Raw genomic sequence first — 20,602 nt, forward strand, 5'->3', positions numbered from 1 at the left:
GAGAGCGGCATCCGGCCTCCAACCACCGCGCTCGTGGCACCGCCGGCTTTCGTCGCTGTGGCCCTGATATACCCACCCGGGGCTCTACGAGGATCCACCTGCCGGGCTCATGATGTGCTCTTCTTGGCCGTGCCTGCCGTACACCGCATCCCCAACTGGTCGAGCTCGGCCCGTCGTTCGTCGGTGAGCTTGTCGGCCCGCTTGCGGAAGTTCTCCACGATCATGCCCAGCTTCACGCTCACCACCTCGACGCCGCCAGCGCCCCTCTGAGCGCTTCCCGGCACGTTGTGCGGCTCCAGACTGCTCCAGGTGCTTCCTCGGCACGTTCAGGTGCCCTTCACGGGCGTGGAACGCCTCGGCCGCCGCAAGGTTGAGCATCCACTTGTCCTCCTGCGTCCGCTTCACTGGCCGCTCGCTCTCGTCAGCCGGCCCCAGCCCCAGCGCGTTCCCCAACAGCCACTGCTGTGCCGCCTGCAAGCTCTCCCATCCGTACCGGCAGTCCTGGACCCACCGTCCGAGGTCCTCGCCCTGGACCCGCAGTACACCAGGCTCGGTGGGGAGGGTGCCGCCGTCCTCCAGGTGGTGCTGCGCCAGCCGGAGGCAGCGTTGCCACCCCGCATCCTAGGCCGGGCACCACCCGGGATCGATCTTGTCGAGCTCTTCCCGCCGCTTCCAGGACAGCCCGCCCGCCACTACATCGTCCTCGTCGGAGACCTCGATGCCCTGCGCCTCCAGCTCCTGGAGGCGGGCGTCCGTGAGCCGGGCGGCCGTCCGCATCCACTGGGCCCAACTTCCCGGAAAGGACGGATTCGGTGACCGGCGAGGACGTCCGTACCGCACTGGGAGAAGACGGCACCGCCAGAGCAGGGGCGGTCACGCTCCACCACGCCATCTGCCTCGGCTGCGAGAAGAAGATCGACCCCGCAGAGCCGGTGCACGTCGTCCTGCGGGTCGGCGGCCGGGTCGCCCACGTCCGCTACGCGCATGCCGCCCATCGACCGTCCTGGAGATCCCCGAACCTCGTATGCCCGCTGGACTGCCGGCGCCGCCGGAGGAAGGGGCGGCGATGCGAATGAACGCCGCCACCGTCGAGCACGGCCGTACCGTGCTGCCGACCCTGATCGCGGAGCTCGAAGCCCCGGTCCCTTTCGCCGTCCGGCCGACCTCCGATCTCCTCGACGTCCTCGCCTCCTACGTCCTGGCTCAAGGCTTCTCGCCCATCGGATGGCTCTCCCTCAGGCCCCTGCTCACGTGTGGCAGTGGGCCGCCGCCTGCACCGCCGCTGATGCCGACGGCATCGCGCAGCTCACCTCCCGGCTCGGTGCACCGATGCCGGCCGAGTGGTCGCGGCCCCGAGAGTAAGGCAGAAGTTGAGCGGACCAGCGACCTCCATCGCGCCCGTGAAACCCCCTCGCGATCCGCACCGGATCGACCAACTCACCTTGCCGCTCAGGAAAGTTCACATTCGGTCTCCGCTGGGCCTCTTAACCACGTAGGTGGCGGCGAAGAAGGAGCACACCTCATGGAACCGGTCATGCTGGCAGTACAGATAGCCCTGCTCGATGCGGGAGTCCGACTCGTCGCTCTAGAGTCTGTCTCTTTGACCGGTGAGTGCCTCGTGGTGGGGGCTGGTTAGTCTGCTGTGGTGACGAATAGCGAGCTGATCGTTGACCTGCGCGGTCGGCCGATCGAGACACTCAACGACTTCTGGGATGCGGTTGCCGAGCCGTGCGGGTTGCCTGAGTGGTTCGGCCGGAACCTGGACGCGTGGTCGGACACGATCGAGACCCGGGGCATCTCTGAGGTGATCGACAGCCACGACATTCTGAGCGTGCACGTTGACCAGCGGGGTCTTTTCGGTGGGGACCGACGGGAGGCCAAGGTCCTGGCTGGCATCTTTGACGGAGAGCAGAACCGGCTCGTCGTCCATGGGCCGGCCTGACGAATCCTTCTGACGCCTGGCTCAGCGCCGGGTCCAGATGAGGATGGCAGCAAGTTGGAGTGCGGCCTGGTAGGCGATGGCGAGCTTGTCCGTCCGCATTGCGAGACCGCGCCACTGCTTGAGTCGGGCGATGCATCGCTCGACGGTATTGCGCTCTTTGTATGCCTCGGCGTCGAAGCTGGGCGGGCGGCCTCCGGCGCGGCCTCGCCGCAGACGGTGGCCGATCTGGTCTGCGGGCTGCGGGATGACCGCACGGATGCCGCGTCGACGGAGATGCCCGCGGATCGCGCGGGAAGGGTAGGCACGATCCGCAAGAACGACCGCAGGGCGGGTTCTTGGCCTGCCGAGTCCGCTCCGCGGGATCCGGATTCCGGCCATGACTGCCTCGAAGGCCGGCGCGTCACCGGCCTGGCCCGCGGTGATCTGGATGGATAGAGGCCGTGCCCGGCTGTCACTGGCCAGGTGAACCTTCGTGCTCAAGCCGCCGCGGGAGCGTCCGAGCGCGTGGTCCTCGGGCTCGGGCCGGTCGGGCGCCCCCTTTTCCTGGCTCCGGCCGAATGCTGGTGAGCCCGGCAAATGGTGGAGTCGACCGAGACTGTCCAGCCCACGTCATCATCGGCATCCGCCACTGCAAGGACTGCTGCGAGGATCCGTTCCCATGTGCCGTCCATGGCCCACCTGATCAGGCGTTTGTGGGCGGTCTGACAAGGTCCGAGCTCCTCTGGCAGGTCACGCCAAGGTGAGCAGGTGCGGTACTTCCACGCGATGGCTTCCAGGGTTCGGCGGTGGTCGGCCCACCGTCGTCCACGGACCGGATCGGCCGGCATCAACGGCTCGATCCGATCCCACATCGCATCGGTGATCACTAACCGGACAGGCACATCCGATCAACTCATCAAAGAGACACGCTCTAGGTCTTCCACGGCACCATCACCGTCGCCTCGATCCGACTCTGGCTTCGCCATGACCTGCCGGACAGGTCCCGGCCCGCTCCGGCCCCACTTTCCACTGCCCTGACCTGCACATCCTCGCACGGCATCGCCGGTTGACGCGCACGGCAGACACCGATTTGCTGCTCCGATGAACGACCTCCAGATCCGAGCGGTAGACGACGACACCTCAATCCGCGATTGGCAGTACGCCCACAACCTGATCGTCCCCGGCGACGCGCTGTCGCTCGACGACGTCCGTGCCCGCACTGGCCGCAACCGCATGGAGGTCGCCTACCTCGGTGACGTCCTGATCGGCTGCACCACCGTGCGCCCACCAGACAACGGCGCCACCTCGACGGTCATCGCCCGTGTTGTGCCTGAACACCGCCGCCGCGGCCTCGGCACTCGACTCTACGAACGTGCCCTGGACCAGGCCCGCGCGCTGGACGCTCAGGTGATCGAGACGGTAGTGCTGGCGTCCAATCCGGAAGGGCTGCGCTTTGCCGAACAGCACGGCTTCGTCGAGATCGACCGCTATCTGCTGCGCGAGGGCGACACCGTGCACTGGATCGACCTCCGTCTGACCTGATCCGCCGGACAGGGTGTCAGCTGGCCGCGGACTGGCTTTCCGGAGGGTGCGCGGTGTGCAGTTCATGCTCGCGACGCGCGGATTCGAGCAGCTGCCGCCAGGACGTGACCAGGGGGCGACGGCGCAGGAGTGCACGTCGTTCGCGTTCGGTCATGCCGCCCCAGATCCCGTGCTCGATCCCGGTGTCCAAGGCATGGGCGAGGCACTCGGTGCGCACTGGGCAGCCTCCGCAGACTGCTTTCGCCCTGTTCTGAGCGGCCCCTTCGACGAACAGTTCGTCCGGATCGACGGTCCGGCAGCTGGCCTGCCGGCCCCATTCCTCACCGGGAGTCCCCACAATGCCGCCCTTCCTGATCCGGCCTGCCGTGCTCGTCCGCGGCAACAGCGAGTGGCAAGTGCCAGTGACCGTAAGGCAGTTCCTCCGGGCACGGAATGGCGGCGGCAGGTTGTCATTCCTTACGGCGCCGCCTCGCACGCGCGTGCGGCCGCGAGGCCGGTAGCAGTCCGAGGTGCGCAGAAACGCCCACTCGCTGGCGGCCGTTGCCGCTCTGTTCCAGGAGCAACCCCCTTGATCACCACCAAATGCGCTCTCTAACCGTTTCCGTCAGGCGGTGTGCCACAGCTCGGGCCGCCCGGTCCGTCGAACTGCACCGAGCTGAAGAAGTCCCGATAGTCCGGGAAGAAGTTGCCCCTGCCTGTCGGGCCGGACGACGTGACAGCTGTGCACCCGGTGTAGTGCGCGTCGGACCACAGGTGGATGGTCGAAGAGGTCCGGTTCCAATCGGATTCGGCCCGGTCGTTCATGCCGAGCGCTGCGAGGTCCGGCGCGTTCCCCCTCAGCTTGATCATGTCTCCGGTGCCGTCGGGACCCGAGAACATGCAGTAGTAGCCGTCAGGGCATCGGTCGTACCCATCAGCCGCGCAGGCGGGAGAGACCGAGGCCATGCTCAGGGCCGCCACTGTGCTGGCCAGCCCGGCAAGGATCCGCTTGATGTGAGTCACGCCAGGCTCAACGATCCCTCTCGCCTCAGGTCATTGCCTGGACCGTCCAGGCAGCGAGCTTCCCCTTGATCACAACCAAATACGCCTCGTGGTGCTCCAGCGGGGGCTGGCCGTCTCTTCGGATCAGATGCCGTGTGGGGTGATCGTTACGTCGATCGCGCCTGCGTTCGCCCCTGGCGAGTCCACCGCGACGTGCACGCTGTACTTGCCGCGATCACCGACCCGGTGGACGAAACGGGTCAGTTGCTCAACATCACCGATGGCCATGCGCCCGTCAGGCAGCAGGAGTGAGCCGTCGAAGACGGTGGTGAACGACGGGTCGGGTCCTTCGCTCTGCGGCGTTTGAGGCTGGGTGAAGAGACGGACTTTGATGAGTCCTCGCTGGGCTCGGACCCGTACCGCCACGTGGGTTTCGCAGCTGGCTGCGGGGGCTGACTCCAGTGCGAGGGAGATCGGGACCCAGTCGGTCGCCCCCACGTGCAACATAGGGTGGTTCACGTAGATTTCGACTCCGCCGACCTGCACCATGCTCCCCGTCCGCTCCCCACAGATGCGGCCACCGTTGATCATCGGCGTGTGAAGACAAAAGATCATGCGATGGCCGCAGGTCACAGCGTAGACCCTGCCCGCTGGCAGGAAGCATTTGAGGGCCTGATGGATCGCATCGCGAGCCGGTGCAAGCGAGTTGAACCCCGCCGCCGGATACGGCGATTGGTACTCGGTCTGCTCCCTGATCTGCCTCGGAAGAAGTGCTGGACCATCACCGAGCGGGCGGGGTACTCGACCCCGGACGGCATGCAGCACCTGCTGAACCGTGCCAAGTGGGACGCCGGTACCGTCCGCGACGACCTGTGTGACTATGTGGTCGAGCATCTCCACGACGACCAGGCCGTCCTTCTGGTCGATGGGACCGGCGACGTGGAGAAGGGCACTCGCACCGTCGCCGTTCAGCGCCAGTAGCACGAGCACCGCGGGCGGGATCGAGAATTTCCAAGTCGCCGTCTACCTCGTTTACGCAAGTCTGCACTGTCGCGCCGCGGTGGGCCGCGAGCTGTACGCCCCGTGCTCCTGGACCGACGTCCCGGCAGCGGTGGTGGTGGGTGTGATCCTGTGGATTCTCGGTGCTACGGGTCGCGCCTCGGGGGACGCAAGCACTACTTCTGAACTCTGCGGCCGTCCTCGGCGGCCGTGATGTGGGCGAGGGTGCGCTGGAGCCGGTGGACGGCTTGTTCGGCTTCCGCGTACTGCTGGGGGGTCGGCGTGATGGCGCCGAAGGTGGGGCCGCCCTTGGCGGGAAGGGCCCGCCAGTGCAGGATCGGTGTGAGGGCGGTGGTGGCTGCGCCGAGGAACCAGGCCAGGTGTCCGTGGACGTGGGCGAGGGCGATGGCCAGGGCGGCGAGTGCTTCCCGCAGGTGCGCCAGCCGCTCGACCGCGGGCATCTCCTGCCGGGAGCCCGGGGCGCCGACGGCGGCCTCCAGGTCGGCGGCGGCCCTCGCCGCGACGTCACGGTCGTCAAGGTCCACCACCCACACCTGATCGCGGAGCTGCCGCTCGGCCTCCTGCGCCAGCTCCTCAACGGCGGTTCGCATGTCCACGCCCGCACCCTACGTCCTGCGGCAGCGAGTTCGCACTCGATGCTCCTGGCCGGTGGGGGTTCGCGATGCAGGGCTACCGGGCCCCGAGGGTCGCGGTGTGCTTGCTGGAGAACGATGCGGTGCTGAACGAGCTGCGGGTGGGCACCGCCACCGATCCGATCCAGCTCTCGCGTGGTCGTCGTCGCTGGCGTCGCCGACGCCCACGTCGGCAAGTGGGACACCGGCGGATGCACCTGCCCGCCGGGACATGACGGCGACAGCCCGCACTGCTCGGACCCGTCGGCGGGTGGGGACGCCGAGTTCGATCGGTGTGTGCGGCGCCCGGGCAGAACGCTCCTGGGCCTACGGATGCAACGCCGGCCGACCGCCGATCAGGGAGGCGCACAGGAACGGACCGAAGGGCGCGGACACCACATCTCGAACTCGCCTTCTCGCGACGACGGCCGCTGGCGACAGTGCCCACCGGCGGCGTCCGTCGTCGGCGCTCTCCACCCCGCAGTCCACCGCTCCCCGTGTCACCACCGCCCGCAGCAGGCCCTGCTCATCTGGATCGTGGCTCTGTCGCCTGCTACGCGGGGCTCGGCTGTGGCACAGCCGAAGCCTGAGCTTGGGCTTGCCTGCGCCGGAGTTCCCCGCCGTAGCGGCTGAGAAAACCGCTGTCGGGCAAACGGATCACGATGATAGGACTACCGCCGTGCACAAGACTCTGGAGTTTCCCGATCTGCTGCGGCTGATCGACGACCGTTCAACCGCCTTCCGCGCTGCCATCGCCGCCGCGCCCAGCCTCGGCCTGCCCGTGCCGACCTGCCCCGAGTGGACGCTGTACGACCTGGTGCAGCACATCGGCGAGCGCCGCCGTCTCTGGGCCGCCACCGTCGCCGCCGGACCGGACGCCATATCCAAGACGCCGGCCCAGGGCAACGCCGTGGCACCCCAGGAGCGCGAGGACGTGCTGGCCTGGCTGGCCGCCTCGACCGAGCTGATGCTGGCGGCCCTGCGGGAGGCCGGACCGGACCAGGGCTGCTTCACCGGCTGGGGTGTCACGCAGACGCCGCACACCGCCGGCGGCGTCGCCCGGCACCAGGTCCACGAAGTCGCGGTGCACACCTACGACGCCCAGCTCACCGTGGGCAAGCCGGCCTCCCTTCCTGTCGAAGTGGCGCTCGACGGCGTCGAGGACAGCCTGTTCATCGCCAGCTTCACGAGAAGCGCCTGGCCGCACAAACCCACCGCGTTCGACTTCCACGCCACCGAGGGCCGCTCCTGGCGCCTCACTGTCGACGGCGACGGTGCACGGACCACCCGGCTGCCCGCCACCGGCGAGGCCCCGGAAGCCGCACGCTTCTCCATCCGCGGCACAGCCAATGACCTGGTCCTCTGGCGGTACGACCGCATTTCGCTGGACTCCCTGCAACTCGACGGGGATCCGAAGCTGCTCGACCAGCTCTACGCCTGGGAACCGGAAGACTGGGCGTGACGACACCCCACCGCAGACTGAAACGCCTGGTCACCCGCGGCGTCCTTACGGAGCCCGAACCCGGCCTGTTCCCCCAGCCCGGAACCTGAGCCCCATCCCGCCCCGGTGACCAGCAGTCCTCACTCAAGCCCAACCCCGAAACGGGCAACTACTCACGTTCCGCACTCTGAGAGTCGGTGGGACCGTTGCGGACTGCTGAGGCCAAGGCAGTCCCTCGGCGGGCCCGCTGCGACGGAGGGGTCCCCTCAACCGTGGAGGGTGGAATCCCCGCCTAACTGCACTGAACGAGGACCAGTCCGCTGGCGTCGTGCAGGCGTACAGCAAGAGCGCGGCTCCGGTACTCCCGTGCCGGAGCCGTCGTGCTGGCGGGTTGGGGCAGCGTTTCGACCTGGGGCTACAGTCGGGCTCCGGGCTTGTGCAGCGTCACCGTGCGCAGGGACCGGCGGCCCTGGTCGTTGTTGGGCGAGTTCACGTTCGTCGTCGACGGTGATCGAGGCGGCTGGCGGCCGGAAAGAACGTGACTCGGGCCCTCCGGCCGGATCGTTTACCGCGTTGATCCGGAACACCTTGCCCGCGGACCGCCGGGCCACGGCGTTCGGTATCCGCTGCCTGCCTTTCTAACGGACGGTCCTCGCCCCGTACATGAGCGCCGGGGCACAGCTCTACCGGCGGTCCCACCCTGGGCCCGTGTCGTCCGCGCTGTGGGCGCAAAGGCCCATCCTCAAGTTCTGCTCTGATGTGCCCAGAAGCGGCAACGCTCTTCATTGGCGTGCGCCACAGTGGGCGGATGATCCATACGGGCGATGGGCGGCGAAAGTTAGGCATCAGAACTCGGGTGCGGTACATAGCAGTTGGTGCGGTGGTCGTGGTGGCTGCGGCTGGGTACGGACTTCTGCTCTGGAAAGGTCCCTGGTGGCTCGACGGCTCACACATCCGATCGGGAAACCTGCAGCCCGCCGACGGTGTGGTGATCACCGGGCTGCGGACCATGCTCGTCGCCTTGGGGGCTGCGATCGTGGCGGGCTTCGGACTGATGTACACCCACTTGAACCTCCAGCACACGCGCGCAAAGGACCGACGGGAGGCCGAACTTGCGAGGGAAGGCCATGTCACTGGTCGGTACGTAGAGGCGATCAAGCTGCTCGGCTCGGACAAGGCGACGGAGCGCCTCGGGGGCGTCTATGCGCTGGAAAGAATCATGAAGGATTCCGAGAAGGATCACTGGACGGTTGTCGAGGTCCTGGCTTCCTTTGTCCGGGAACGATGTGAGCGCGAAGACAGCACACACATCATCGACATCGACGGCGAGCAGGGGCTCCTGACCGTATCCAAGCCACCAGCTCGCGACGGCATGGCCGCTTTTGAAGTTCTGTGCCGCCGACCGGGGCGCTATGAGGAACATCGCGTTGACCTGAGCAACGTGACCCTGCACGAGGCGCACATCGAGGATGGACGACTGGACAACTTTGACTTCTCCTCGTCCGACCTCACTGAAGCAAATTTCCTGAACTGCAGCCTGCGGACGACTCGATTCACCTCGGCCACGCTGCTGGATACGGTGATCTCGAACTGTGCGGTCGCGGCGGCGGACTTCACCGGTGCGTCCCTCGAACGGACAAAGTTCAGTGAGGTGCACCTGGCGGAGGCCACCTTTCAGGACGCGCAGCTGGAAGAGACCCGTTTCGTCGACTCAAATATGACTTTGGTGAACTTCCGGAGAGCGGACATTGACGGTGTCCTCTTCGCGGACGTCGCCTTGGAGCATGCATCCTTTGATCGCGCGCGCCTGGGCGAACGAGTGGAGTTCCACTCCTGTGCTGGGCTCAGCGCTGAGATGTTTGACGAGGCGGAATCAGAGGGCTCTGTGACCGGCCTGCCGGACGAAATATCGTCGCGTCTCGCCGTGGTTCGCGCTGAAATCAACGCGATTCCCCGGCGTGCTGTCGACTGAGGCGCTGGCCACCGTGGAACGAAGAACGTTCTTTGCTCTTACAACCCAAAGAAACTTGGGTTCTTCTAGAGCTTCAAGTGGGCTGCCTGGAGGCTGCGTTGCGCTACAGGCAACCTATCTCGGAATCACTTACTGCAATCAACCATGGGCCGTACGTCAGAAACGTCCATCAAACGGTTCCTTCTCGGACCAGTCGCGGACCAAACTGTGCTCTCCCGGCACTAGCCCCACTGCCTGCGCTCGGGGCCTACACCGTCGTCGAGGACAAGGCGAGCTTCTCGATGACGCCGCCCACCTCCCGCACCCGCTCCCCTCGTACCGCAGGTTCTACCTGCGACACCACAGCGGTCCTTCGCTGGTACGCCCTACGGTTTCCTTTGGTCTGAACTGTCACCGCAGGATCCGCCTGCGGCATCACTCCGACGTCGCCGCCGGCGATGCACCGTCCCTGATCTCCTGCTGCCACTGCCCTGTGATGCCCTGTGAGCGGGACCTCCAGTACCGGCCTGCCCCGCGGATCGGCAGCCTGCGCGGAAATGGCTTTGCGGCACCTTCCAGGGGGAACGGGCACATCGCTACAGTCCATCGTCGGGCAGGGCCCCCGGGGACAGAAACGTGCCTGCGGGCGGGGCTGGAAGGAAGAGTCGTAGGTGCTGGAAGAGTTGCGTGCGGCGGTGGCCACTCACTCGCTGGTCAACCTGACCGGCCCGTTGGGAGTGGGAAAGTCGTTGCTCGCGGCCCGCCTGGGGGACGCGGCCGCGGTGGACCTCGATCGGTCCGACGCACTCGTCGCGCTGCGCAGGGCGCTGGCTGATCCCGCCCGGCGCATGCTGGTGATCGACAGCGCCGACGGCCGACAGCGCCTGGACGTACTGCGCACCGTGCTCGATGACGCCGGAGGCGAGTGCCCGACCGTGGTCGTTGTCAGCCGCCGGCCGGTCCTGGCCCATCCTCACTGGGCGTACTCGGGCGCCGTCACCCTCACCATGACACCCGCCCGCGACGGGGAACTCCCCACTCGTGCCGCAGGACTCGATGATGCCGAGGGACGGGTACTCGTGGCCCGGCTGGCAGGCGGCATCCCGCTGCTCTGGGACGCCGCCTGCCGTGCCCTGGATTCCAGCGTGTCGGCCGTGTCCCCCGGCGCGGTCGCCGACCAACTCGCGGAGGTGATCCTGGACCGGCTGGGCCGCGAGTTGCCCGGCAGACGGTGGCGGCACTCGCTACGGCTCCTCGCCACCGTGGGGTGCGGGGACGAGGCGCTGCTGCCCGGCGGCCCGGACCACTTCTCCTCGCTCGCCGCGCTCAGCATCGTCGACCGCGACACCCTCGGGCTTCGGATCACGGAACCGTACCGGACGGTGCTCGAACTGGCCTACCGGTGGCGGCGACCGGAGGCACACGAGAGCGTCCGGATCCGGGCCCGCGACTACCGCCTGACCCTGCTCGATCGTGCTCGCGACGCGAAGGAGCGCGCAGACCTCACGGACCAGGGTCTCTTCCTCACCGGCGACCCACTGCTGCGCCGCGAGTTGTTCCCGGCCGACGAGCACCCGGTGGGCTTCCACACGGCCGTCGCCGCGGACGCCGACGACATCGGGCGGCTGATGCGCCAATGGGCCCTGGACAGCGGCTTCGACCCGCGCCGCTGCGACCGCTTCACCGAACGCTGGGGCGCGGACGACATCTCCGCCTTCCACATCGCCCGCGACCGGGACGGCCGGGCGATCGGCCTGGCCAATCTGATGCCGATCGGCTCGCACACGGTGGACGGTCTGGAACCGCTGCTCCAGCAGCACAGCAGGGCACTGACCGCCGGCGGGCTGTTCCTGGGCGTCGCTCACTGCGCCGACACAGCCGCGCGTGCCCACCTGCTGCGGTACGTCCTGCGGCAGGCGGTCCACGGCGAGCGCCTGGTCGTCTCCACCGCCAGCCCGGACTACCAAGTCCTGGTCCAGGGCCTCGGTTTCCGCGGGCACGGCAGCATACGGGACGACGTGTACTCCTGCGGCCGCCGTCCCGAGGTCTTCACCCACGACTTCGCCGCCGCCGATCTATCCGGCTGGCTGAGCGGGATCACCCACGGAGAAGGGCTCGACACAGCGAGCGTCAAACCTGTCGTACCGCGACTCGCTCCCAAGGAGCTGCGCATCCTGTTGGACTACACCTCCGGCCTGACCCTCAAGTCCGCGGCCCGACGGGCCGGCGTCACGCCGAACACGGCCAAGTACTACCTCAGCCAGGTCAAGGCCAAATACCGGACGGCGGGCAGACCCGCATACACGAAGATCGACCTGGCTCGGAGGGTCCGCGAAGACGGACTCGACCGACTGTGAGTCGTGGATGCGGTCACAGGACCGCCAACGCCCTGAAAGAAGCGGTCTGTTGTGGACGGAGAAGACGGATTCCGTTGAGGCGCACCGGTTCGCCTCAACGGGGGACGATCAGCGGATCAGTGGTGGCAGCTGATCAGCGGGTGCAGTTGATCGCGGCGTCGCCCCAGTAGTACCCGGGCCCCATCCGGCTGGAGTTGGCGTAGAGCAGTACGCACTGCTCGCTGAGGAAGCCGCCGATCATCGCGTGCTGGCGGGCCGCCGTCTCGGCTTTCCGCTTCGCCTCCTTCGGGCTGTTCCCGGAGTGAAAGCCGGTGAACACCCGCGTCTCCTGCGTGCTGGCCTGCGCGCGTGTCTCCTGCGTGCTGGCCTGCGCGACGGTCGGTGCGAGCGCGGCGAGGGCCGCGAGAGCCATGGCAGCCCCACCACGAATGAGTATCGAGGTCATGTCAGTTTCCGTTCTCTGGAGGTTGGTGTGATTCAGCGTTGGCAAAACAGACTGGCGACCGCGGAGTACACGCCACCGCCGACCGCCCTGACATCGGTGGCGCGGACGTAGCACTGGTTCGCCTGCCAGCCGGCCCCTTGGGAGATCGCGTAGGCCATCCGGGCGGCGCCGGCCACTGCCTGCGACGGCGACGTTCCCATCCCGCTGCCGGTGAACGTGCTCACCTCGGTGGGGGCGAGCTTCTGGTTCATTCCGCTCTTGCAGTCGAACGGCCCGACCGAGGAGCTCAGTTCATACGCACGTACCGGGAAATCCAGGCACCTGTCGGCCGCGGAACCGCGGTACTCGTGCCCACTTCCCGGGACGGCTCGGCCCCCGGCCGGGTCCGCCTGGGCGAACGTGGCGCCTCCGATGAGGCACGCCGATGCGGCAAAGGCCACAGCGGCGGAGCGCAGACCTAAGAGAGCCGATCGTTTCACCAGGTCTCCTTCGTAATATTCGGTGGTCATGGAGGATTGCCAAGGCAGCGTGCAGCGCGAGAAGCAGACGATGGACGCAGCCGCGGTTGTCGTTGCCCCTTCCGAGGGCCGCTCCGACTTCGAGAACCGTAGCGATCTCCGTCGAGGGTGCGGTACCCACCCTTTCGGGCGGGTACCGGTGGGGCTTCGTGGCAGTCCACACGGACGGAGTCCTGCTCCGTCTCCGGTAGGGCCGACCAGAACAGCACGGCGCGGCATGTCGATACCGGCCCCTCTGGAGGCCCCCAGAGCCGCGTCGAACACCGCACAGCACGACCTGCCTCTACAGACGGAACCCTGCCGGGACTGCCCTACCGGGGGGCTCCTCCACGTCTCACGCGCTTTCACAGCTGCCCTTATGAGCCGGGTCCTGATCGCAGCTGCCTGTCCAGGTGGTCGACTTTCCGGAGCACGTAGCGGTTGAGGCACTTGATGCTTTCGCTTCGGGTCTTGCCCTCCTTGTTGTCCCCCGCCGTGATCAGCAGAGTGACGGCTGCATCGGACCGGCTTCCGCCATGTCGAGGAGTTGCGGGGCATCCGGTTCGCGAGCCGGGCCAAGGCACGTCCACATCCCGGATCTGCTCGGAGAGGAGAGCCGACGGGGGTTCGTCACGTCTCACGCGAGGGAGTACTTCCTCTCACAAGCCGTATCACCAACAGGGGCGACACCCCTGGACAGAACGGGCTGACCTGGCCATATGCGCCCCACATAAACCACCCTGGACCCTGTAGGACGCGATCTACGATCTGTGCCAGGTGGGACCGAGGGCCAGGCTTCCCCGCCTCTCACGAACGGAGCACCCTGCCCAGCAACTGGCCCCAGGCAGACCAAGATCCGGACCAGGTGCGGACCAACCCGGTTTCACATTGGGTGACTCAGCGCATTCCCGCGGGTCAGATGCGGGTGAGGCCTTGTACCGCCAGCAGACGTGCATCTGTCCAAGGGCCGTGGCAACGCCAAGCTCCCGAGCCATCGGTGGGAGGGAGGACCGTCCGGGAGGCGAACTCCTTGGTCGGTTCAGGGCGACCAGGGCGGCCCGCAGAGATCACGCACAGGGAGCTGGTTCCTGGGGCACGAGACGGTGCGTCTCCCGGGGATATCGCCGGCTTGGGCGGTGGCGGTGCCCGATGATATCGACCACGCATCGGTCGATGGTGTGGCCATGGTGCTGAGCCCAACACGGCGGGGACGCGCGTCGTCATCCGTCTGCGGAGGTGCGTCCGTTCTCGATGCGCAGCCGGGCGCCGTGTGCGTCGGTGAGCTTCAGGGCTGCGGGCGGTGCGGGCGGTGCGGGCCATGCCTGGATCAGGTACCGCTCCTGCGGTTCGGTGGTGCGGGCGGTGTCGCGCCCGTGGGCGTGGATGCGCAGCCGCCACCAGCGGGACAGGGCGGCGTTGGCTGCCTCCCATTCCTGGCCGCTCAGCGTGTCCAGGGCGGCCGGCGGGGAGCTGTGGTCGACGAGGGGGAACTCGCACCCTTCGCCGGTGTCCGGCGACAGCAGCAGAGGTCCCCAGTCGGGCAGGAACATGCTGATCTCGACAACGTCCTGCCAGCCGGAGGCGGGCAGGGGAGGTGCGGCGCCGGTGGTTTCCAGGGTGGCGGGGACGGTGCCGAAGTCGGTGCCGGTCAGCACCGTCGCACAGCGCCCACCCGCGGCTACTCCGGCCAGCCCGTTGGTGAAGGCCCCGTTGACCGGGTCGTCTTCGTCGGGGGTGGCGTTGGTGTCGAGGATGAGGAACTGTCCGTACTCGACGGTGAGGGCAACTTCCGTGGGTGCCATCGCGGCGGTGCTCCTGGGGCAGGGGAGGGGAGCGGGCGGTCCCGGCTGCCGGAGGCTGGCCGGGGGTGGGGCTGTCAGGCGCGGACGAAGAAGGGGTCGTTCACCAGGACGCGGTACTGCTTGTAGAAGGTGGTCAGTTTCCCGCCCTGCTGGTTCTGCTCGCTTGCCGGAACCCAGCGGGTTCCGCGGTCCTCCTTCGCGAGGGCGAGTCCGCCCTCCTTGGTGCTCGCGAAGGGGTACTCGTCGCAGGAGAGACCGGGGGCCGGGGGGACGGCAGTGCGCGGGCAGACCGCGTTGCGGTTGCTGGTCTGCTTGAGGGAGTCGTCCTGGCGGTGCAGGGGGCGGGGTGAGCCGATCCGTCCGTAGTGCTGGCCGCGGGCCTGGACCTGCCGGATGCCGGCCGCGATCTCGGGGAGGCCGGACATGTCCAGGATGGCCGGTGCCTGTGTCCACGCGCACCCTGGCGACAGGGTGCGGCGTGCGGGGTTGGGACGGGAGTAGAACGTGTCGTCGCACCGGAAGGCGAAGGAGGACAGCTTCAGTTTGCTGAAGCTGTATCCCGGCTTGGTGAACGTCCAGTGGTAGTTGACCGTGCTGCTGAGCTTCTTGCCCTTGGCGACCGCGGCGGTGTAGTGGACTTTGCCGGAGAACGCGGACGCGCCGAGCTTCTTGCCCTGGGGGAATGTACTGCCCGCCTTTACCCCGCTGCCCGGGGCCACCGCCAGGGCGACCGCTACACCGCCCGCCTTGCCCACGATCACTGCCTTGGAGACCGAGACGGTCTCCGCCCACTTGAGGCTCTTGGGCTGCAGGGTCATGTGCCGCCCGATGGTGAACGTGGCGTTCCCGACCGGCTTCTTGTTGTCGAACGCGGTGACCGTCACCCGGTTGACCACGCACAAGTCGAACCGCCGCACATGCGCCTTGCCCACCTCGCACTGCGCCACGAGCTCTGACACACCGGCCTGATCGGCCCCCGGTTCCACCGCTTGAGCAACCGAACTCAGCACGGCCGGCTGCACCGCCCGCCCGGCGACGGGACTTCCCGCCCCGGTCCCCGCCGTCAACCCGCCACAGACTCCCATCAGCCCGAACACGGTGACCAACCGCCTGTGGGATCGCATCGGCATCATTCCTGCTCACTCTCAACAGCTCCGCACCCAGGCCCCCTCCCCGCGGTCATAACGACCGCGGCACAGGCGACTCAGGTGACGGCGGAGACAAGGACATGTGATCTCTGTGCCTGCCTGCGAAGCAGCCGACAGCTGTCCGGCCCAGGTATGGCGTGATCGCCAACGAGCGGGAGCCAACGGAGGGAACGGGCGGCCCGGAATGAATCGGCGCGAGCTGCAGAACCCTGCTGCCCAAGTCCACAGAGGCACGTCCGCTGGGTCGGCACTGTGCTCACCGCGGCGTGCGGGGCTGCACAGGCGGATGCGGGGAGCGGCCCCGGGTGGTGCAGCCCGTGGCGGTGCGTTCTCACCGGCCGGTATGACAGTTCCCGCCGTTCGGGTGACCGCCGTGTGCTTGCGCGCAGTTGAGGGTGCCGGAGCCGCTATGCAGGCATCATGTCCGCACTCGTTTCCCGCCGCGCTCTTGCCAGTGTCGCGCTCGCCCTGCTGCCCCTGCTCCCCGCCGCTCCTGCCCAGGCCGCCGGAGCCTCGGTCACGCTGCCCCTGGCCGACGCGGTCGGGCGTCTGCCGCTCGCGGCGGAAGCACGTGACGGCTACCAGCGGACCGCTTTCCGGCACTGGATCGATGCCGACAAGAACCAGTGCTCGACGAGGTCCGAGGTCCTGATCACCGAATCGCGTACCCCCGCCGAACTAGGACCCCGCTGCAAGGTCTTGTCGGGGAGCTGGATCTCCTGGTACGACGGGGAGACGGTCACCGACCCATCCAAGATCGACATCGACCACATGGTGCCGCTCGCAGAATCGTGGGACAGCGGGGCTTCGCAGTGGAGCGCCCGGCAGCGGAGGGCCTACGCCAACGACCTCGATGCGGAGGCTTCCCTGCTCGCGGTCACCGCACGCAGCAACCGGTCGAAAGCCGACCAGGACCCCGCTGAGTGGCTGCCGCCGCTGGCCGATGCTCGCTGTACCTACGCCGCCGACTGGGTTGCCACCAAGCTTCGTTGGAACCTGACCGCCGACAAGAGAGAGATCGCCGCACTGTCCGGCCTCGCCCAGGGGTGCGGGCAGCAGACGCTCACCTATTCGCCCGCACCCCCGGACACCGAACAGATCTGACGTAGCAGTATCGCGCGCCAGGCGGTACGGCCTGCTGGCCCGGGAACGGGCCCCGCGGCGCACCAAAGGCCCTGGGAGCACGCAAAGTCGGTGGTGAAGCTGCAACAGGCGAGCCTGGAGGTTGTGGCGTTCCTGTGGGGGCCGCCACCCCCAGCCGGACAGAAGCATGCAGGGCCCCTGAACAGGCATTCTGCTACGGCTTGTGGTGGCGGCTGACGTGGGCGATACCCAGAGCCTGCGCTGTGCTGCGTTGCCCGTGGGTACCAGCCAGTCGGCCAGCGGCCTGAAGTGAGGATTTGGGCCGTGCATAGGATCATCGGCGTGGCAGGAAAGATACGCAAGGAGCAACTGCGCGGCTACCTCCTGGAGGAGGTGCTGGCCTGGATGTTGCGGTCCAGTGGTTTCGAAGTCCTCACGGCAGCCGACGACGACGCCGTCCAGGAGAAGTGGAAGGTGCTCAAGGAGAGCCCGAAGGGGCTGGTTGTCCGTGGCCGTGGCGCCTGGCACCAGGTCGACGCGCTGGGACAGTTCCGGTACGTTCCGCCGTTCTCGCTGCCGGTGCGCCTGTTCGTCGAGGCGAAGTATCTGGCCAAGCCAGTCGGCCTGCCCACTGTGCGCAACGGGCACGGTGTGATCCACGACGTGAACGAAGGCGAGATCACCACGCTCAGTACGGCGGGCGCCGGTCGGCCAAGGACGCGGTATCGGTACAACTACGCCATCTTTTCCACATCGGGCTTCACCTTGGACGCGCAGGACTACGCGTTGGCCCATCAGATCTCCCTGATCGATCTGTCCGGGCCGGATTTCACCGTCCTGCGGCACCTCGTCATGGACGCGGCCGAAAACCTGAACACGGCACTTGAGGTCACGCCCGCGGCCGAGCGGCCGAGAATGCATCAGATGCGTGCGTACCTCCGTGGCCCGCTGCTGAATATGTACGCTGGCGATGTGCACCTGCCCGATGCATTCCGCGCAGCACTCGATGTGCTGGTGGGCGCGTTGCAGAGCCGGTCAAAGCTGGGCCTTGTCCTGGCCTTTCCCGCAGCGCCGTTCGTTTTGGGGCTGGCATCCGATGACCTGTACGGCTTCGTGAACTATGCGAAAAATGACCCCACGCATTCGGTAAGGCTGCGCCGCATCAGCCAGGCCGCCTCTCATGCCCTTTGGGAACTGCGCCCGGCCAAGAATCCTGATGCATACGCGTTGAGATTCGGGCTGCCCAAGCGAGTGGAGACTTGGATTGTCCAGCAGGACGAAGGCATACCCGCGCGCACCCGCTATGTGAAGCAGGGCATGCTGTCGATGATGACGCTGTACTGGATGGACGGGGCGCACGCGCAGACCTTTCAACTGCGCTACGAGCCAAGTGAACTCCGCACGGCAGGCTGACCGCTGCTGCCGCCGGGGTCGGTGCGGGAACGGGCCGGCGTGCGGTATCTGTCTCGGAGAACGCCTCGTTCACACGCATGTCGGCGAGGCGCAAATATCTCAGCCCTCCCTCGGTGTTGATGATCTCCGCTACCGAGGAGAGGGAGGTGGCCGCTGTTGGTTGCCACGGCGGGAAGAAGAAGGACCGGGTCCTTCCGGATGTAGGGCGTCGGCCCGCACACCGCGACCGACCGGGCCGCCATTCTGGAGGAAGTCGTCAAAGTCGTCACGGCGGGGGCGATGCCCCTGGAGACCGCCGTGCAAATGTTCATGGACGCGGGATACCCGAGAGGACGTTCCAAGGAGATCCAGCGCATCCAGCCGCGGGTCTTCGACGCCGCCGCCCGCCTCGCCGACGCTGCTGAAGCCCGCGCTCACCTGGGTCTGCCGGAAGCCGGTCCCGCGGCCTGGCGGCTCCCTCATCCGCAAGCCTGGATGGCCGCCTGGCGCGGAGGGTGACGAGGACCCGGGCGAGGAGACACGGCCGGAGCGGTGAAGGTTCGCTCCCAAGGGTGGTGTACGCCGAGATGGGGAACCTCGGTGCACACGAGGGGCGTCGAGGCGGTCATGCTGACCAACGAACAGATCATGAACGCGTTGCCGTCACCTGGTCTCGTCCACGTCGAGGTCACGGCCGCCGATGAGGACACGGTGCGCGTGGCCGCCGAGGCGATCGCCGCCCTGTGGACGTCACCGGGGGTATCGAAGGTGTGGAGGACAGCGGGGGAAGACGGGGTGCGGGCACGGGTATGGGCTGACCTCGTCCCCCGACCGGCCGAAGACGTCTACTAGGCGGCCTCGTCGACGCGTGGGCTGCCGCCGCCCCACGCGATCATCGGCGAGTCCGGCTCGGCCTCGGAGCCCAGCCTAGAGCCAGCTGGCCCGAATGCTGGTCGCCGTGCCGGTTTCGCTTCCGTCCCGAGGGTGGCCGAGTTCGCCCGCCCACACCCGGTCCAGTAGCCGACGGACGGTGTCCACGATCTCCGGAGCGGCAGTGCGGAGGCTGTCCGCGTCCGCTGCCGAGATCGCGTCGTGGGAGATGCCCGTCTCTCTCAGCAGGGCGGGGAAGTGACTGAGCTTGTCGGCAAGCCAGGGCAGCGGCTCGTCGGACAGTTCCTTGACGAAGGTTCGCGGCCCGGGGTCCCACCCGGCGAAGTCGGGGTGGTGGTGGGTGCGGTCGAAGGTGTTCGGTGGGGCGTCTGCGTCTTGGAGGAGGTCCACTCGCCACAGCGGGCGGCCGATCGTGATGGGGCGTGCGGCGTAGATGGAGCCAGGCAGCTCGCCACTCTCGAAGACCCTCAGTTCCAGCCGTACGCCGCGCTCGGGGGACTCCTGTCCTTGCGTGGGATTCGGGTTGAGGAAGTAGAGGTCGCTGACCACGACGCCCACCCGGTCGAAGGCGAATGCGTACAGCACGCCAACCTCCACGGCTACTTGAGAGACATGCGGAGCCCCGCACCGCTGAGCCTACGGAAACCGGCCCGTGCCCCACGATCCAGAACCGGCCAACCACGCGCAGGGCTCATGGAAGCGAAGGCCCCGACCGGCACCGGCACCGGCACAGGTCGGGGCGGGTCCGAGCAGCATGCTGCCGCCGGAGCGCCGGAATTGGGCTCAGGCGCACTTTTGTGGCACGGCCGAGGCCCTGGACCTCTCCGGTGGCACGAACCCGGAGTTCCTGCGCGAGGACGCCCCCCCGGCATCATCTGTCGGAGCCGATCACCAACCTCGACGCGGGGGAGCCCGACAGCGACGCCCAGGATCCGACAGCGACACTCAGGAGAAGGCGCGCCGGAATCCGACCACGGAGGCCGACACCGGATGTGCGGCCGTGAAGGTCCCGCTTGTGACGGTGGGGCCTTCACGACGGACGTCGTCGGTACTCCAGCTCGTCCAGGGGCGTGCGGGCGATGAGCACGTACGCGGGGTACTTGGGGTTCCCGACCTCCCACTGTTCAAAGAGGTCCATGTCGTGATCGACGAAACGGTCCAGGTACCGCATGAACTGGTCGAATTCGGCGTCGGACAGTCTGCCTTCACCCTCTTGCTCAGCCATGCGTGCACCCTACGCAGAGCAATCAACGGCCTGGGCGGCACTGACGTGAAACGGAGAACGCCGTGGACGAAGCCGTACGGGCCTGGCTACTTGCGCAGCGCGGGCCGACCACCGGCGTCACCTACCTCGAAGCCCGGTACGTACGCCTGCACAGCGCCCGGCAGGTTACCGAGGGTGCTGGCCGAGCGGCGGGCGAAGCTCCTCACGGATCCGCTGCGGGTGTCAGTGCGGGTGCGGTGGCCCTGGACCACTCGGCGAACTTGGTAGGCCCGGAGCGGCAGATGGCCGGGCTGGA

The 20,602-nt window shown here is 67.6% G+C and carries 22 protein-coding genes and 1 pseudogene; 10 read left to right on the top strand and 13 right to left on the bottom strand.

Features of this window, described 5'->3' with window-relative positions; translation table 11 throughout:
* Positions 1-107: 107 nt before the first annotated feature.
* On the bottom strand, positions 108-236 hold the full coding sequence (locus tag ACZ5PB_RS39090) for a hypothetical protein (protein WP_468698006.1): 129 nt from the start codon (positions 234-236) through the stop codon (positions 108-110).
* Between the two features lie 385 nt (positions 237-621).
* The gene (locus tag ACZ5PB_RS39095; RefSeq protein WP_468698008.1) at positions 622-777 is read right to left on the bottom strand and encodes a hypothetical protein; all 156 of its coding nucleotides are present in this window, start codon (positions 775-777) and stop codon (positions 622-624) included.
* A 35-nt stretch (positions 778-812) separates the two neighbouring features.
* On the opposite strand from ACZ5PB_RS39095, the gene ACZ5PB_RS39100 reads away from it, so the two are divergent.
* Together ACZ5PB_RS39100 and ACZ5PB_RS39105 are read left to right on the top strand one after the other, a co-directional pair.
* A complete protein-coding gene (locus ACZ5PB_RS39100; protein ID WP_468698009.1) occupies positions 813-1,076 on the top strand; it encodes a hypothetical protein in 264 nt (87 codons plus the stop codon).
* A 569-nt stretch (positions 1,077-1,645) separates the two neighbouring features.
* A complete protein-coding gene (locus ACZ5PB_RS39105) occupies positions 1,646-1,942 on the top strand; it encodes a barstar family protein (protein ID WP_468698011.1) in 297 nt (98 codons plus the stop codon).
* Between the two features lie 21 nt (positions 1,943-1,963).
* Here the strand turns inward: ACZ5PB_RS39105 and ACZ5PB_RS39110 are convergent.
* Positions 1,964-2,793, bottom strand: a protein-coding gene (locus ACZ5PB_RS39110; RefSeq protein ID WP_468698122.1) for an IS5 family transposase whose coding sequence is annotated in 2 segments (ribosomal slippage) — positions 1,964-2,452 and positions 2,455-2,793 — 828 coding nt in all. Because the reading frame shifts where the segments join, the coding sequence is not laid out codon by codon here.
* A gap of 229 nt (positions 2,794-3,022) precedes the next feature.
* On the opposite strand from ACZ5PB_RS39110, the gene ACZ5PB_RS39115 reads away from it, so the two are divergent.
* On the top strand, positions 3,023-3,463 hold the full coding sequence (locus ACZ5PB_RS39115) for a GNAT family N-acetyltransferase (RefSeq protein WP_468698012.1): 441 nt from the start codon (positions 3,023-3,025) through the stop codon (positions 3,461-3,463).
* A 16-nt stretch (positions 3,464-3,479) separates the two neighbouring features.
* Here the strand turns inward: ACZ5PB_RS39115 and ACZ5PB_RS39120 are convergent, their stop codons facing one another.
* The 3 genes from ACZ5PB_RS39120 to ACZ5PB_RS39130 form a co-directional block, all read right to left on the bottom strand.
* Complete coding sequence (locus ACZ5PB_RS39120) at positions 3,480-3,803, bottom strand: WhiB family transcriptional regulator (RefSeq protein WP_468698124.1); 324 nt, start codon at positions 3,801-3,803, stop codon at positions 3,480-3,482.
* 251 nt (positions 3,804-4,054) lie between these two features.
* On the bottom strand, positions 4,055-4,465 hold the full coding sequence (locus ACZ5PB_RS39125) for a peptidase inhibitor family I36 protein (RefSeq protein WP_468698014.1): 411 nt from the start codon (positions 4,463-4,465) through the stop codon (positions 4,055-4,057).
* 123 nt (positions 4,466-4,588) lie between these two features.
* Positions 4,589-4,993, bottom strand: a complete 405-nt coding sequence (locus tag ACZ5PB_RS39130) for a hypothetical protein (RefSeq protein WP_468698015.1) — start codon at positions 4,991-4,993, stop codon at positions 4,589-4,591.
* A 126-nt stretch (positions 4,994-5,119) separates the two neighbouring features.
* Between ACZ5PB_RS39130 and ACZ5PB_RS39135 the strand changes: the two are divergent.
* Positions 5,120-5,549: pseudogene (locus ACZ5PB_RS39135) on the top strand (transposase); the annotation flags it as partial.
* Between the two features lie 70 nt (positions 5,550-5,619).
* On the opposite strand, the gene ACZ5PB_RS39140 reads toward ACZ5PB_RS39135, so the two are convergent.
* Positions 5,620-6,054 (bottom strand): hypothetical protein, encoded by a 435-nt coding sequence (locus ACZ5PB_RS39140; protein ID WP_468698125.1) that lies wholly within the window; start codon positions 6,052-6,054, stop codon positions 5,620-5,622.
* Between the two features lie 700 nt (positions 6,055-6,754).
* On the opposite strand from ACZ5PB_RS39140, the gene ACZ5PB_RS39145 reads away from it, so the two are divergent.
* From ACZ5PB_RS39145 to ACZ5PB_RS39155, 3 genes are all read left to right on the top strand, one after another.
* On the top strand, positions 6,755-7,537 hold the full coding sequence (locus ACZ5PB_RS39145; RefSeq protein ID WP_468698016.1) for a maleylpyruvate isomerase family mycothiol-dependent enzyme: 783 nt from the start codon (positions 6,755-6,757) through the stop codon (positions 7,535-7,537).
* Positions 7,538-8,324: 787 nt separating this feature from the next.
* On the top strand, positions 8,325-9,488 hold the full coding sequence (locus ACZ5PB_RS39150) for a pentapeptide repeat-containing protein (protein ID WP_468698017.1): 1,164 nt from the start codon (positions 8,325-8,327) through the stop codon (positions 9,486-9,488).
* 650 nt (positions 9,489-10,138) lie between these two features.
* Positions 10,139-11,824, top strand: a complete 1,686-nt coding sequence (locus ACZ5PB_RS39155) for a helix-turn-helix domain-containing protein (RefSeq protein WP_468698020.1) — start codon at positions 10,139-10,141, stop codon at positions 11,822-11,824.
* 133 nt (positions 11,825-11,957) lie between these two features.
* On the opposite strand, the gene ACZ5PB_RS39160 is transcribed toward ACZ5PB_RS39155, so the two are convergent.
* The 4 genes from ACZ5PB_RS39160 to ACZ5PB_RS39175 all read right to left on the bottom strand — a co-directional run bounded on the left by ACZ5PB_RS39160 (position 11,958) and on the right by ACZ5PB_RS39175 (position 15,527).
* Positions 11,958-12,269 carry a hypothetical protein gene (locus tag ACZ5PB_RS39160; protein WP_468698022.1) on the bottom strand — a complete coding sequence of 104 codons (312 nt, stop codon included), beginning with the start codon at positions 12,267-12,269 and terminating at the stop codon, positions 11,958-11,960.
* A gap of 32 nt (positions 12,270-12,301) precedes the next feature.
* A complete protein-coding gene (locus ACZ5PB_RS39165) occupies positions 12,302-12,778 on the bottom strand; it encodes a hypothetical protein (protein ID WP_468698024.1) in 477 nt (158 codons plus the stop codon).
* Positions 12,779-13,986: 1,208 nt separating this feature from the next.
* Positions 13,987-14,568, bottom strand: coding sequence for a hypothetical protein (locus ACZ5PB_RS39170; RefSeq protein ID WP_468698025.1), 582 nt, complete (start codon positions 14,566-14,568; stop codon positions 13,987-13,989).
* A gap of 74 nt (positions 14,569-14,642) precedes the next feature.
* Complete coding sequence (locus ACZ5PB_RS39175) at positions 14,643-15,527, bottom strand: NucA/NucB deoxyribonuclease domain-containing protein (protein WP_468698027.1); 885 nt, start codon at positions 15,525-15,527, stop codon at positions 14,643-14,645.
* Positions 15,528-16,136: 609 nt separating this feature from the next.
* On the opposite strand from ACZ5PB_RS39175, the gene ACZ5PB_RS39180 reads away from it, so the two are divergent.
* From ACZ5PB_RS39180 to ACZ5PB_RS39190, 3 genes are all read left to right on the top strand, one after another.
* The gene (locus ACZ5PB_RS39180; RefSeq protein WP_468698029.1) at positions 16,137-16,820 is read left to right on the top strand and encodes an HNH endonuclease family protein; all 684 of its coding nucleotides are present in this window, start codon (positions 16,137-16,139) and stop codon (positions 16,818-16,820) included.
* Between the two features lie 321 nt (positions 16,821-17,141).
* The gene (locus ACZ5PB_RS39185; RefSeq protein ID WP_468698030.1) at positions 17,142-18,212 is read left to right on the top strand and encodes a hypothetical protein; all 1,071 of its coding nucleotides are present in this window, start codon (positions 17,142-17,144) and stop codon (positions 18,210-18,212) included.
* A 579-nt stretch (positions 18,213-18,791) separates the two neighbouring features.
* Positions 18,792-19,043, top strand: a complete 252-nt coding sequence (locus ACZ5PB_RS39190; protein ID WP_468698032.1) for a DUF6207 family protein — start codon at positions 18,792-18,794, stop codon at positions 19,041-19,043.
* Positions 19,044-19,118: 75 nt separating this feature from the next.
* Here ACZ5PB_RS39190 and ACZ5PB_RS39195 read toward each other — a convergent pair whose 3' ends face one another.
* Positions 19,119-19,667 carry a hypothetical protein gene (locus tag ACZ5PB_RS39195; RefSeq protein WP_468698034.1) on the bottom strand — a complete coding sequence of 183 codons (549 nt, stop codon included), beginning with the start codon at positions 19,665-19,667 and terminating at the stop codon, positions 19,119-19,121.
* Positions 19,668-20,112: 445 nt separating this feature from the next.
* Positions 20,113-20,307, bottom strand: a complete 195-nt coding sequence (locus ACZ5PB_RS39200) for a hypothetical protein (protein WP_468698035.1) — start codon at positions 20,305-20,307, stop codon at positions 20,113-20,115.
* Between the last annotated feature and the right edge of the window lie 295 nt (positions 20,308-20,602).

This window comes from Streptomyces sp. NPDC032721, assembly GCF_055579625.1.

Bases quoted from the DNA above. Each gene is read 5' to 3' on its own strand.
- ACZ5PB_RS39180 (WP_468698029.1), top strand. From the start codon at position 16,137: ATGTCCGCACTCGTTTCCCGCCGCGCTCTTGCCAGTGTCGCGCTCGCC.
- ACZ5PB_RS39200 (WP_468698035.1), bottom strand. From the start codon at position 20,307: ATGGCTGAGCAAGAGGGTGAAGGCAGACTGTCCGACGCCGAATTCGAC.
- ACZ5PB_RS39130 (WP_468698015.1), bottom strand. From the start codon at position 4,993: ATGGTGCAGGTCGGCGGAGTCGAAATCTACGTGAACCACCCTATGTTG.
- ACZ5PB_RS39170 (WP_468698025.1), bottom strand. From the start codon at position 14,568: ATGGCACCCACGGAAGTTGCCCTCACCGTCGAGTACGGACAGTTCCTC.
- ACZ5PB_RS39095 (WP_468698008.1), bottom strand. From the start codon at position 777: ATGCGGACGGCCGCCCGGCTCACGGACGCCCGCCTCCAGGAGCTGGAG.
- ACZ5PB_RS39165 (WP_468698024.1), bottom strand. From the start codon at position 12,778: ATGACCACCGAATATTACGAAGGAGACCTGGTGAAACGATCGGCTCTC.
- ACZ5PB_RS39150 (WP_468698017.1), top strand. From the start codon at position 8,325: ATGATCCATACGGGCGATGGGCGGCGAAAGTTAGGCATCAGAACTCGG.
- ACZ5PB_RS39160 (WP_468698022.1), bottom strand. From the start codon at position 12,269: ATGACCTCGATACTCATTCGTGGTGGGGCTGCCATGGCTCTCGCGGCC.
- ACZ5PB_RS39140 (WP_468698125.1), bottom strand. From the start codon at position 6,054: ATGCGAACCGCCGTTGAGGAGCTGGCGCAGGAGGCCGAGCGGCAGCTC.
- ACZ5PB_RS39115 (WP_468698012.1), top strand. From the start codon at position 3,023: ATGAACGACCTCCAGATCCGAGCGGTAGACGACGACACCTCAATCCGC.